The sequence below is a fragment of the Desulfosoma profundi genome (genome assembly GCF_055387865.1).
The window spans coordinates 2,499,112-2,511,086 of record NZ_AP042420.1 but is presented as its reverse complement, the minus strand read 5'-3'; the positions used below and the strand labels follow the sequence as shown (position 1 = coordinate 2,511,086).

Sequence of the window (11,975 nt, the reverse complement as noted above, 5' to 3'; positions counted from 1 at the left end):
CCACTCAGCCTGTGATCAGCAAAAAACCCTTTCACTTGACTTTTCCCAAGGGTTGGCCATTGTGTGCAGGACGATCCTTAGAAAAAAAGGAGGAACCCGCCATGGCCAAAAGTCCTCGGTACCGCGCGCTGTTTTCGTCAGATTGGAGTGAGTGTCTGGCCCCGAGCGGGCCGTTTGATTGCATCTTCTTTAACTATCCCGAACTCAAAGAACCGCTCATCAAGGTGTTTCGCCAGTACACGTCCAATGCCATCCCCTTGGGAGAGGCCATCCGGCAGATCGAAGCCTTGATGCCCGGCCCGGTCACGGAAGCCATGATGGATGCCTACCTGGCGGCATCCTACGGGACCTATCCCGGCGCCGCCGAACTTATCCGTTGGTGCCACGAAAACGACATTCTTTTCATGCTGAACACCACGGGAATGAAGGGCTACACCCAGCGGGTCCTGGCCAAGGGGCTCCTGCCCCATGTGCCCGCGTTGTCCGCCCATCCATTCATCGGTTACCCGGAACAGCCCACCGACCCCGAAATCTTTTTACCCCTCCTGGAAATCCAGGACAAAGCGACCAATTCCGCGGCCGTCGCCGAAAAGTACGCCATCCCGAGGGGACGCATCATCGTGATGGGAGACAGCGGCGGGGACGGGCCTCATTTTGCCTGGGGCGCCCACATGGGGGCTCTGCTCATTGCCAGCCGTCCGAAACCTTCTTTGGAGAAGTACTGTGCCGAGAGGGGAATTCCCATCCACCACCGGATCGGGACCGCCGAGGACCCCGAGAAGGGACACTTCATGGACCTGGTGCCCTGGATCCAACAGTACCTCAGCGCAGGGGCATGAAGAATTGACGACAAGGGTGTGCCCTCGCCGAAACCCTCACCGATCATCATGCCGGGCAGGTGCCGGATGATCGAAAGGTCGCAGAACTGGGAGCGGGCCCTGTCCTGAACGACAATCACTCAAGACTCGAGTGAAAACGGCGGATCTTCCAAAAGCCCGCCTCCCAATCCGACCCTTTTTTGCGGCGGGTTGCCGCTGTCTGCCGTCTTTGTGGTTGGGAACGCTAAATGGTCCCTTGCGCCCGCAGCCGTTCCAGGTCGGATCGCCCCAGGCCCAGCAACCGGCAGTAGATCATCTCGTTATCGGCGCCCACGGGGCGGCAGGCCCATTTGATCCGTGGCGGCGTGCCCGTCATCTTCCATACGGGCCCCTGCATGGCGAGCTCCCCGTAAACCGGGTCCGTGATTTTGCGGAAAACGCCCCGGTCCCACCAATTCTGTTCTTCGAAGGTCTGGGACGGTCGGCACACTTTGCCCGTGACCACGGCGGCGGCCCGGCCTTCTTTTTTGGAGGTTGCGTGGGCGACTTTTTCGATGACCTCATCCACGGTGTATTGCAGACTCCACTCCTCGAGGATCCTTTGGAGCGCTTCCTCACTTTCATAGCTCGTCCTGTTCATGAAGGTGGAAAACCGGGGATCCTGGGTGAGTTCCGGGCGTCCGATGATTTCCATCAAGGTGGCGAAAGCCTCTTCATTGTACGCGGCCATGAAGGTATAGCCGTCTTTACACTGGATGAAGGTGTAGGGGAAAACGGATGGGTCATAGTTGCCCAGCCGTTCTTTCACCGATCCACCCATGTGGTACCAACCGAGGTTGTAGTCGATGAACTTCATGATACATTCGGCCCCGGAAACGTCAATCATCTGACCTTTGCCGGATTCCTGCCGGTAAAGAAGGGCCGCCAGGATGCCGTAGGCGGCGAAGAGACCCTCCGCGTACCACCCATACCAACTACCCGTCTTGGTCGGGACAGCGTAAGGGGATCGTTCGGCATCTTCCGGTTCGCCATTGATGTAAATCAAGCCGGAATAGGCCTGATTGGCAATTTCCGAAGCCTGACGGCCTTCACGGGCTTTGGGGCCGAATTGGCCGTAGGTGTGGAGCGCCGCGTAGATCAGACGGGGTTGGAGCTCCCGAAGATGCCGGTAACCGATCCCCAAACCGTCAAGGAAGCCGGGCTCAAAGCTTTCGATGATCACATCGGCATGAACGGCCAGCTTTTGAAAGATCTCTCGACCTTCCTCGTCCTCAAGGTCCAGGGTGATGTGGTATTTGTTGCGGCCCTCCGCCACATAGGCCAAGCCGGTGTCCTGGTGCATGAGGCCGAAAGGGCTGAATTGCCGGGCCGGATCCCCATCGGGGGGTTCGATGCGAACGACCCGGGCGCCCAATTCCGCGAGGATGGAAGAGGCGACCAAGCCGCCAAAGCTTCCGTAACTTAAATCCAACACCCACAGATCATCCAAGGCTTCCGGGTGCTGCGCCGCGTCGCGGGGATCCGAGTGAGCCTTGGCCCATTCAAACCAGTGCATGGAGGTGTTCTCGGAGGTGGTGTTCATGGTTTCCCCTTTGCGCTTGTCCGAGATCTCGTTTAGAAAAACCGTCCCGCCTCACCGTCCCAGTCTTCAGGAGGTTTGGCGCCGATGCGATCCGCCCAAGTGCCCACGATGCCTTCGTCGATGAGAGTCTGCACGGTTTCGGCATCCAGTCCCAGGAGGCTGCGGAAGACAAAATCGTTATGGAACCCCACGGGCTTGGCAATCCAGCGCATGCGTCCCGGCGTTTCGGATAGTTTCGGGCCAGGGCCGTATTCCACCACGGGACCATAGAGCGGATCTTCGAATTCCCAGACGGCCTTACGGAACCTCAGGTGTTCGTCATCGTAGTGGTCCCGTGCCGAACAGACTCTTTGGGCGGAAAAACCGTATCGGCGGCCGAGATCTTCCACCTGGCGCATCGAACACCCAGCAACCCAGCTGGAGAGACGTTCGTAGATCCTGTCGCGGTTCTTATCCGTGAGCCGCCCGTTGAGACTTTCCAATTCCTCGTCTTCGGCGAAGTCGTGCGCGCCCATGGCGATGCACAGGCCTTGGAAGGCCCCGTCGTCCACGGCAGAGACCGCCACGTACCCATCTTTGGCCCGGAATACTCCCGACGGCACCATGGAGACGTCCACATTCCCAACCCGGCGCCTTTCCTTTCCGAACAGGCTCCACAGGAGCCACGTCCAGTCCTGTATGCGGATGAGGCTTTCTCCTTGGGAAACGTCGATCATCTGGCCCGAACCCGTTCTCTTTCGGGCATACAAGGCTGCCAGGATTCCCAGGGCGGCAAAAAGGGCACCCGTGTAGTCACCAATCCAAATGCCGATCTTGAGCGGCGGCCGACCCGGAAAACCCGTGGTGGCCGAAAACCCGCTCATGGCCTGAGACGTGGCGTCATAGGAGGGGCGATCCCGATAAGCGCTCCATTGTCCGAAACCGCTGTTCGCCTGGTAAATGAGCCGGGGGTTCACGGCTTTGAGCTGTCGGTAGCCTACCCCCCAACGATCCATGGTGCCAGGTCGGAAATTTTCCACCAACACGTCGGAGCGGGCCACAAGCTGTTTCAGGAGTTCAGCCCCCTTGGGTTTCCGGATGTCTATGGCCACGTGATACTTGTTGTGGTTCATGTGCGTGAAAGCCGGAGACATATTCTTGTAGAAAAATCCCCGAGGTGCGACATAGCGCATGAGATCGCCCACGCCCGGCAGTTCAATCTTGATCACTTCGGCGCCGAGATCCGCCAAAAGATCGGCTGTGACCGGCCCGAAGACCCGGGTGCACAGTTCCAGAACCCGCACCCCTTTGAGGGCTTCCGGTTTGCTAAAAATCGCCTCGGGATCGAACAGTTTTTCCGTCCAGTCGAAGTAATCCCCTGTCTCCATACACGGCTCCTTGGTCATCGGGTCGTTATTCTGGTTTTGTCCTCAGCGTTCAGGGGCTGAGCCACCACATGAGGAGTTTGATCAAGACGGGTGTCACCACAGCCGTGGCGATCCCATTGAGGCAAATGGCCAACCCACCGGAAGCCCCTTGGGCTTCACCCTCCTCCACAGCTCGGGCCGTTCCGATGCCATGGGAGGCCGCGCCCATGGCCAGCCCGAAAGCCACGGGATTTTTCACACGGCACAGGCGCAAAACCCCAGGGCCGACGACGGCGCCGAGAATCCCCGTGGCGATGACAATGGCCGCTGTCAACGGCGGGATACCCCCGATTTTTTCCGCGATGCCCATGGCGATAGGAGTGGTCACCGACTTGGGGGCGATGGAAGCCACCACCGGTGGAGACGCCCCCAAGAGGGCCGCCGTCCCGGCCGCGCTCACCACCCCGACCACAGCGGCCACCACAATGGACAATCCGATGGCCCGAGCCCTTTTTCGGATTTCTTGGATCTGGAGGTAGAGAGGAACGCCCAAGGCGACCACCGAGGGGCCCAGGAAGAAACTGATGATCTGGCCGCCTTGAAAATAGTCCTCATAGCGGATGCCTGACAGCCTGAGAAAGGCCATGAGGCCGAGGATGGCTAAAAGCACGGGGTTGAGCCAGAAGTACTTGAATCGCCAATACAGGCGTTGAGCGGCGTAAAAGGCCAAGAGTGTGAGGAAGATGGAAAATGCTTTCGACGTAAAAAACGCCATCATGATCGCTCCATCCGCTGCATCACCCAACCGACGACAACAAGAACCACCAACGTGCTCACAAAATAGGCGACAACGATGGGAACCCATTCCCGAGACAGCAGATCCAGGTACAACAGCAACCCGACCCCCGGCGGCACAAAGAAAAAGGCCATGTTCTGCACCAGAAGGTCCGCAGCCGGTTTGACACTTTTCACATCCACCCACCCCCGACACAGCGCTACGGTCAGGAGCACCATGCCGATGACATTCCCGGGGATCGGCAGCCCGAAGACGAAACTCACCAAATCACCCAGTGCCAAAAAGCCGAAAATGAGGCACAGACTGCGAATCATCATGGCGCTTTTCGTGATCGGAAAAAGTCCAACACAAACCCGATGTGGCGCCTCATGGCATTGAGGGCGCCTTCGCTGTCCCGATGTCGGATGGCTTCATAGACGGCCGTGTGTTGCTCCACGATCTTTGGCAGATTGGCCGGATCTTCATAGAGCTTTTGGAGATTCATGCGGATACCGAAAAACAGAAAATCGTAGAGGCTGCGCATCACCTTGACGTGGACGGGATTGCGGGTCGCATAGGCAACGGCCATATGGAAGCTGATGTCCGCCTCGTGCCCCAAACCGCCGGCGGCAATGTCGGCTTTCATAGCTTCCAGGCTGGTGCGCAGGTGTTCCATGTCTTGGTTGTCGGCCCGTATGGCGGCGAGAGCGGCTGCCGTGCATTCCAGTCCCAAACGCACCTCCAGGATGTGCTCCAGGGTCACGTCCTGACCTTCCATGAAGGTCGCCATGGGGTTGTCATGAAGTGGATCCAGGCTGCGCACGAAGGTCCCTTGGCCGTGGCGATGCTCCACCAGGCCCATGACCACCAGTTGGTTGATGGCCTCCCGCACCGTGGGACGGCTCACCTGGAGCTGCCGGGCCAGTTCCCGCTCGGAAGGCAACCGATCTCCGGGTTTCAGGAACCCCCGATAGATGAGCTCGGTCAGTTGCTGGGCGACCTCATCGACCACACGCTTGGCTTTGACAGGCTTGACGGGAAGGACGCTCACGGCCCCAAACTCTCTGCGTAAATCTCTATGGCATGCCGTACCTGCACGGCATCCCCGGTTTGACTCAACTGGTCATGGAATTGAATCATGCAGGCGGGACAGCCCGTGGCGAGGATACGGGCCCCTGTGGCCGCCACCATGTCCCGCTTTCTTCGACCCACCTGAGATGACAAATCATAGTGCTCCAAGCTGAAACTGCCGCCGAGTCCGCAACACCAATCCGGTTGGGCCATTTCCACCAATCGGATTCCTGAATGGGAACGGAGAAGCTGTCGGGGCTCGGCGAACACCCCCAAGGATTTCTTGAGATGGCACGGGTCATGGTAGGTCACCGGGACGGCGTCGGCACGCGGCGTCGCCGGATCGGGACGAACGCCCAGGTGACGGACAAGAAATTCGTGAATGTCTAAAGTCTTTTCACTGAGCGCCCGAACCCGTGCGGCGATGTCGTCACTGTCTTCGGGAAAAAGAAGAGGCCAGACCTTGCGAATGGTCGATGTGCACGTGGCGCAGGAGGTCACCAGCACGTCGAACCGTTCGGCAGGAAACCGCTCCAGGTTATGGCGCACAAGCTTCTTGAACGCCGCCACGTCTCCAGAAGACGCCGCGGGGATGCCGCAACACGCTTGATGATCCGGCAGATAGACACCGACCCCATGTTTTTCCAGAACTTTTAACGTCGCACGGGCCACGGAAGGAAAAATTTTATCGATGAGACACCCTACGAAAAAGGCGACCTTACAAGCCGAGGCCCCAGGGGGGCTATCCAGAGCGGGAAGCTCCACATGGAAGGGCCGCGGTGCCAATGGCTTGATGTGCCGATCGCCCAAAAGGGGGGATGCGAACCGAGCACAGGATGTCCCCAGAAGCTCATTGACCGGTCTGGTGAACAGACCCTGGTAACGGGCACCCCACTCCAAGAGTCGGTCGAACACCGCGGGGTTGGACAACATGCCGCGCAAAACGAGCTTTTTGACCGGCGACAGGCCCATATAGCCGGCGAGGATGGCCCGGGCTTTCAGGAAAATGTCCAGGACCTTGACGCCGCTGGGACAATTGGCTGCGCACGACCCACACAGCAAACATCGGTGGAGCCGCTCGGAGACGCCCTTGGGATCCCGGAACATCTCTTTGGAAAGACCTTCCAGAAGGGCCAGCTTGCCACGGGCCACATCAGCTTCCCGACCCGTCTCCGCATAGAGAGGGCACACGGCCTGGCACATGCCACAGCGCATGCACACCACCATCTGGTCTTCCAATTCCCGCATCAGACGGGCCAGGTCTCTTATGGTGGCCATGTCACGCCTCCCCGATGATCTTTCCGGGATTCAAGATGTTTTTGGGATCCAAAGCCCGCTTGATCCGCCGTGCATACTCCAGGCTCGCCCGGGTGGTTTCCCTTTCCATGAACGGAGCCTTAGCCAGCCCGATGCCGTGCTCACCGGATAATGTACCGCCCATGGCCAAAGCCCGCTCAAAAATCTCTTCAATGGCCCGTTCCACACGATGCCATTCCTCGGTGTTGCGTCGGTCCGTGAGGATGGTGGGGTGGAGGTTGCCGTCCCCGGCGTGGCCAAAGGTGCCGATGGTCAGGTTGTACTTGGCGGCAATCTCTTGAACGGCCTGGACCATGTCCGGGATGCGGCTTCGGGGCACCGTGGCATCTTCCAGGACCACTGTGGGCTTGAGCTTGGCCAGGGCGGAGAGGGCAGCCCGGCGCGCCTCCCAGACCTTGTCGCGCTCTTGAGTCGTTTCCGCCACCCGGAGCTGCCTGGCCCCCATTTTCCGGCAGATGGATTCCACCTTGGCAGCGTCCTCTTCCACCTGCGCAGGGTGACCGTCCACTTCAATCAAGAGCAATGCCGCCGCGTCTGTCGGCAGCCCGGCTCGGGAAAAAGATTCTACGGCACGAATCGTGAAATTGTCCAGAAATTCAAGGGTTGCGGGGACGATCTTTTCGGCGATGATGGCGGCCACCGTTTGGGACGCCCCGGCAACGGCGTCAAAGACGGCCATCATGGACTTCCGATGTTGGGGCTGAGGAATGAGTTTGAGAATGATTTTGAAAATGACCCCCAGAGTGCCTTCCGAACCCACCAAAAGGGATGCGAGGTTGTAGCCAGTCACACATTTGACGGTGCGGGCCCCCGTTTTCACGACGTTTCCGTGGACATCGAAAAATTCCAGCCCCATGACGTAGTCTCGGGTGACACCGTATTTGAGGCCTCGGAGTCCTCCGGCATTTTCCGCCACATTGCCCCCGAGGGTGGAGACGGCCTGGCTGCCCGGGTCCGGCGGGTAGAAAAGGCCGTGGGCTTCGGCGGCGGCGGCGAATTTCGCCGTGATGACCCCGGGTTCCACCACGGCGTAGAGGTCTTCGGTGTTGAGTTCCAGGATACGGTTGAGAGCGTTGGTGAGGATGACCAGCCCGTGGGCTTTGGGGACGGTGCCTCCGCTGAGATTGGTCCCTGCGCCGCGGACGGTAACCGGCACGGTGTTGTCGTTGCACAGCCGCACCACCTCTCCGAGGCTTTCCGCCGTGGTGGGCCGGACGACGACGGCGGGCATGACAGGTTGCACAACCGCCGCGTCGTAGGCATAGACCGCCCGATCCGCCTCTTCTGTAAAGACGTTGTCCTTGCCGATGAGATCTTCCAACGCTTTGATGAAGGTTGCCGAGATCATCTGTCTTCCTCCATGGGAATCGGGGCATAAGGCCGCCCATGGGTGCACAGGCGGCTTTCAGTGACGGCGGCCGGGCATTCTCAGGCAGCGGAGGGAAGATTTCCCGGGAATGGCATATGGTCTGACCACATGACAACCAAACCGAAGACGTCAGACTTGGCCATCGTCACGGCCTACCCTAGCAGCGTCTTCGACAGTTTTCAAGGTTTTTTGTGAAATTTTTCCTTGACAGCGCCCGGGAGGTGTGCCAAGTGTATGGTCAGGCCAGCGACCATTTTAAAGGGACAGGGCTAAGGACGCATGTCGGCGCACACTCCACTTCCCGCTCCCCACAGGGAGAGGGCCTGCCTCGGAGACCCCTCCGCAGGGTCCCGTGCCCGGATGGCCACTCCCCGTGTCTCCGGATCTTCCCCGCGCCACACACCGGAGTCGCGCCGACCATGAAAAACCGAATGAAAGGAGGTGGGAAAAGAGGGTCTGCCACGGAGCACCAACTCCCCGTTGCCCTCGGAACTCACGGCATTGAAGCCCCACCGGGGCGGGAAGGCTTTCGCACAAGGGTTTTCATCAGACGCACCCCAGTGAAGGAGAACAGTGATGAAGCGATACATCACGGCGACAATGGTCTGTATCTTGGCGGTGTTTTTGGCTGTCGGGACGGCTTCCGCAGCCAAGGAACAGCGTGGGAAGTTTGCCGAAGATCCGCGCCATGACGTGGCAAAAAAGGTGGATTTTAAACCTTCGGACAAAACCTTTCGCTGGAAGATGGTCATGCCCTGGACCAAGGGACTCCTCTTCTACGATATCGCCCAACACTTCGCGGACAGTGTTCGGTTGGCCTCTGCAGGCCGATTGGACATCAAAGTCTTTTCCGCCGACGAATTGGTCCCGGCCATGCAAACCTTTGACGCCGTTGCCCAAGGCACTGCAGAAGTGGGCCACGACTGGCCTGGATACTGGAAGGGCAAAAACGAAGCCTTCGTCGCTTTCGCGTCTGTGCCTTTCGGCCTGGATGCCGAAGGCTACAACATTTGGCTTTATGAAAAGGGCGGCCTGGCTATGATGCAGGAACTCTACGGCCGCTTCGGCCTCCATGCCTTGCCCTGCGGCCAAGTGGGCCAGGAAATGGGTCTGTTCTCCAACAAACGTGCCACCAAGATGGAAGACTTCAAGGGTCTGCGCGTCCGCACCCCCGGCTGGTACATGGACATCATGAACATGCTGGGGGCTTCCGTCAGCCCGCTTCCAGGCGGAGAAGTCTATCTCGCCTTGGAACGAGGCGTCATCGATGCGGCGGAATTCTCCTCCCCGGCCATCAATTACCCCATGGGCTTCGACGAAGTGACCAAGTACTCCATTCAGCCGGGCGTCCATCAGCCGGGCTGTCAATGCGCCGTGTTTTTCAACAAGAAAGCCTGGGACGAGTTGCCTGAGGACCTCAAGTGGATTGTTCAGATCGCCGCCATGGAAACCCAGCTTTGGAGCTACAACTGGGTGAACGCCCTGAACGCCAAGGCCATTCAGGAATTCAAAAAGCGCATCGAATTCGTCCGCATGGACACGGACGCCCTCATTCAGTTCCGCAAGACCACCAAGCAATACTTGGATTCACTGAAAGAAAAATACCCGGATGTGAAAAAGGTTTTGGACTCCCAGGAAGCCTTCTTGCAGGAATATGCCGTATGGCGCGACGCTCGGAGCGGTGTGGCCGCGTGGCCGTACGACATCTATATCTCCGGCCGGGTGACCGAATAGCCCTCCAGATCCGTTAACCTGGAACATCCTGGCGGCCGGGCGCCCCCCGTTGGTTCGCCCGGCCGCCTTGTGGAGATCTCCGTTATGGCCAATCCGTTCAGCTCTTTTGTGGATGGTTTCATCGACCGCCAGGGAAGGGTGTGCGCCCTGCTGATTCTTCCCCTGTGCGCGGTCGTCATCTATGAAGTCATCATGCGCTATGTCTTCAACGCCCCCACCATCTGGGGCTTTGAAATGACCGTTTTTCTCTACGGATTGCATTACATGCTGGGTCTGGCCTATACCGAACGGTACAACGGCCACGTGAAGGTGGACATCCTGACCGCACGCGTCAAGAAAAAATCCGCCACCATCTTGTCCATCGTCACGAGTCTGCTGATTTTCATGCCTATCATGGGTCTGCTCACGTTCTGGACGTGGGCCTTCGCCATCAATTCCACCAGGATGTTGGAAAAGAACGCCACGAGCTGGGCCCCACCCATCTGGCCCATAAAGATTCTTATGGCGTTCAGTTTTACGCTCCTGTTGCTCCAAGGGCTGTCCAAGCTGTTCCAAGACATCGAGTCGCTCAAGAGTCGTTCCTAACCCCAGCGTCGAGGTGACGTCCCATGAGTCCGGAAGTCCTGACTGTGGCCATGTTCGGCACCCTGGTGGTGGCCGTGGCCCTGGGCCATCCCCTGGCCTACACACTGGCGGGCGTGGCCACCCTGTTTGGTCTTATCGACAACGGTTTCAATGTCCAGATGCTTTTCAATATGTACGCGAATCAGTGTTGGGGGATCATGGACAACTATGTCCTCGTGGCCATTCCCCTCTTTATCTTCATGGCCCAACTCTTGGATCGATCCAAAGTCGCCGAAAAACTTTTTGAGTCGCTCTACATCGTGCTGGGCAGCATTAAGGGCGGCCTCGGGTTGGCTGTCGTGCTGGTGTGCACCGTCTTTGCCGCGACCACAGGAATCATTGGAGCCTCCGTGGTGGCCATGGGGCTGCTGGCGGCACCCGCCCTCGTCGAAAAGGGCTATGACAAAGCCATGACCTCGGGAATCATTTGCGCCGCCGGTACCCTGGGCATTCTCATCCCACCCAGCATCATGATGGTCGTCTACGGGGGTCTCACGGGGTTGAAAGAAACCTCCGTCGGCAACCTCTTTGCCGGCGCGGTCATCCCAGGACTGATCCTCTCTGCACTCTACTTTCTGTACATCTTGATCCGGTGCACCATCAGCCCGCACATGGGCCCGCCCATCAGCAAGGAAGAAGCAGGGCGATATTCCAGCGCTCAAAAGTGGGCGATGACCATGAAGTCTCTGGTGCCTCCCTTGGCTTTGATTTTCATGGTCATGGGAACTATTCTGGGCGGCGTGGCCACCCCCACGGAAGCCGCCGGCTTGGGCGCTCTTGGAGCGTTTATCCTCGCCGTGGCAAACCGGAAGCTGAGCTGGCAGGTCCTCAAAGAATCCAGCTATGCTACCCTGCGCACCACATCCATGGTCATGATGCTCTTCATCGGCGGGAAATTCTTCAGCGCCGTTTTCCTGCGCATGGGTGGGGGGGACGTGGTGGCGGATCTGCTCATCGGCTCGGGTCTGAGCAAATGGACCATCGTCTTCATCATGATGCTCATCGTCTTCATCATGGGCATGTTTGTGGACTGGGCGGCCATTTTACTGGTTACCGTGCCCATTTTCATGCCCATTGTATTGGAACTGGAAATCGACCCCTTGTGGTTTTCCATGCTCATGTGCGTCAATCTGCAGACATCTTTCCTCACTCCGCCGTTTGGATACGCGCTGTTTTACTTCGCCGGCGTCGCTCCCAAGGGCTATGAGATGATGACAATCTACAAAGGCATCGTTCCCTTTGTGGTCCTGCAGCTCATCGGGTTGATCCTCGTCGCCGTCTTTCCGACGACGGTCACTTGGCTCCCCAACCTCTTTTTCGGCCGATAGCCAGCGCGCGG

General features: G+C 58.7%; 11 protein-coding genes. 4 read left to right on the top strand and 7 right to left on the bottom strand.

The window, feature by feature from the left end:
• Positions 1-101: 101 nt before the first annotated feature.
• Positions 102-839: an HAD family hydrolase gene (locus ACZ5K9_RS10815; RefSeq protein WP_464271349.1), complete on the top strand. Its 738-nt coding sequence runs from the start codon at positions 102-104 to the stop codon at positions 837-839.
• Positions 840-1,062: 223 nt separating this feature from the next.
• On the opposite strand, the gene ACZ5K9_RS10810 is transcribed toward ACZ5K9_RS10815, so the two are convergent.
• Genes ACZ5K9_RS10810 through ACZ5K9_RS10780 form a run of 7 tightly spaced genes read right to left on the bottom strand, consistent with a single transcriptional unit; the run spans position 1,063 to position 8,257 of the window.
• A complete protein-coding gene (locus tag ACZ5K9_RS10810) occupies positions 1,063-2,400 on the bottom strand; it encodes a CaiB/BaiF CoA transferase family protein (RefSeq protein ID WP_464271348.1) in 1,338 nt (445 codons plus the stop codon).
• A gap of 32 nt (positions 2,401-2,432) precedes the next feature.
• Positions 2,433-3,767 carry a CaiB/BaiF CoA transferase family protein gene (locus tag ACZ5K9_RS10805; RefSeq protein ID WP_464271347.1) on the bottom strand — a complete coding sequence of 445 codons (1,335 nt, stop codon included), beginning with the start codon at positions 3,765-3,767 and terminating at the stop codon, positions 2,433-2,435.
• A 49-nt stretch (positions 3,768-3,816) separates the two neighbouring features.
• Positions 3,817-4,524, bottom strand: a complete 708-nt coding sequence (locus ACZ5K9_RS10800; protein WP_464271346.1) for a CidB/LrgB family autolysis modulator — start codon at positions 4,522-4,524, stop codon at positions 3,817-3,819.
• Complete coding sequence (locus ACZ5K9_RS10795) at positions 4,521-4,859, bottom strand: CidA/LrgA family protein (protein ID WP_464271345.1); 339 nt, start codon at positions 4,857-4,859, stop codon at positions 4,521-4,523. The genes ACZ5K9_RS10800 and ACZ5K9_RS10795 overlap by 4 nt, the downstream gene beginning before the upstream one ends.
• Positions 4,856-5,572 carry a FadR/GntR family transcriptional regulator gene (locus ACZ5K9_RS10790; protein WP_464271344.1) on the bottom strand — a complete coding sequence of 239 codons (717 nt, stop codon included), beginning with the start codon at positions 5,570-5,572 and terminating at the stop codon, positions 4,856-4,858. The genes ACZ5K9_RS10795 and ACZ5K9_RS10790 overlap by 4 nt, the downstream gene beginning before the upstream one ends.
• Positions 5,569-6,870, bottom strand: coding sequence for a (Fe-S)-binding protein (locus ACZ5K9_RS10785; RefSeq protein WP_464271343.1), 1,302 nt, complete (start codon positions 6,868-6,870; stop codon positions 5,569-5,571). Before ACZ5K9_RS10785 ends, ACZ5K9_RS10790 begins: the two co-directional genes overlap by 4 nt.
• A gap of 1 nt (position 6,871) precedes the next feature.
• A complete protein-coding gene (locus ACZ5K9_RS10780) occupies positions 6,872-8,257 on the bottom strand; it encodes an FAD-linked oxidase C-terminal domain-containing protein (protein WP_464271342.1) in 1,386 nt (461 codons plus the stop codon).
• Between the two features lie 597 nt (positions 8,258-8,854).
• On the opposite strand from ACZ5K9_RS10780, the gene ACZ5K9_RS10775 reads away from it, so the two are divergent.
• The 3 genes from ACZ5K9_RS10775 (at position 8,855) to ACZ5K9_RS10765 (ending at position 11,964) form a co-directional block, all read left to right on the top strand.
• Positions 8,855-10,012: a TRAP transporter substrate-binding protein gene (locus ACZ5K9_RS10775; RefSeq protein WP_464271341.1), complete on the top strand. Its 1,158-nt coding sequence runs from the start codon at positions 8,855-8,857 to the stop codon at positions 10,010-10,012.
• Between the two features lie 84 nt (positions 10,013-10,096).
• Positions 10,097-10,597 carry a TRAP transporter small permease subunit gene (locus ACZ5K9_RS10770; protein WP_464271340.1) on the top strand — a complete coding sequence of 167 codons (501 nt, stop codon included), beginning with the start codon at positions 10,097-10,099 and terminating at the stop codon, positions 10,595-10,597.
• 23 nt (positions 10,598-10,620) lie between these two features.
• Positions 10,621-11,964, top strand: coding sequence for a TRAP transporter large permease (locus tag ACZ5K9_RS10765; RefSeq protein WP_464271339.1), 1,344 nt, complete (start codon positions 10,621-10,623; stop codon positions 11,962-11,964).
• The last annotated feature ends 11 nt before the right edge of the window (positions 11,965-11,975 follow it).

What these genes read in the sequence shown, in the direction of transcription:
- ACZ5K9_RS10800 (WP_464271346.1), bottom strand. Translation starts at nt 4,524, where the DNA reads ATGATGGCGTTTTTTACGTCGAAAGCATTTTCCATCTTCCTCACACTC.
- ACZ5K9_RS10770 (WP_464271340.1), top strand. Translation starts at nt 10,097, where the DNA reads ATGGCCAATCCGTTCAGCTCTTTTGTGGATGGTTTCATCGACCGCCAG.
- ACZ5K9_RS10765 (WP_464271339.1), top strand. Translation starts at nt 10,621, where the DNA reads ATGAGTCCGGAAGTCCTGACTGTGGCCATGTTCGGCACCCTGGTGGTG.
- ACZ5K9_RS10805 (WP_464271347.1), bottom strand. Translation starts at nt 3,767, where the DNA reads ATGGAGACAGGGGATTACTTCGACTGGACGGAAAAACTGTTCGATCCC.
- ACZ5K9_RS10780 (WP_464271342.1), bottom strand. Translation starts at nt 8,257, where the DNA reads ATGATCTCGGCAACCTTCATCAAAGCGTTGGAAGATCTCATCGGCAAG.
- ACZ5K9_RS10810 (WP_464271348.1), bottom strand. Translation starts at nt 2,400, where the DNA reads ATGAACACCACCTCCGAGAACACCTCCATGCACTGGTTTGAATGGGCC.
- ACZ5K9_RS10775 (WP_464271341.1), top strand. Translation starts at nt 8,855, where the DNA reads ATGAAGCGATACATCACGGCGACAATGGTCTGTATCTTGGCGGTGTTT.
- ACZ5K9_RS10815 (WP_464271349.1), top strand. Translation starts at nt 102, where the DNA reads ATGGCCAAAAGTCCTCGGTACCGCGCGCTGTTTTCGTCAGATTGGAGT.
- ACZ5K9_RS10795 (WP_464271345.1), bottom strand. Translation starts at nt 4,859, where the DNA reads ATGATGATTCGCAGTCTGTGCCTCATTTTCGGCTTTTTGGCACTGGGT.
- ACZ5K9_RS10785 (WP_464271343.1), bottom strand. Translation starts at nt 6,870, where the DNA reads ATGGCCACCATAAGAGACCTGGCCCGTCTGATGCGGGAATTGGAAGAC.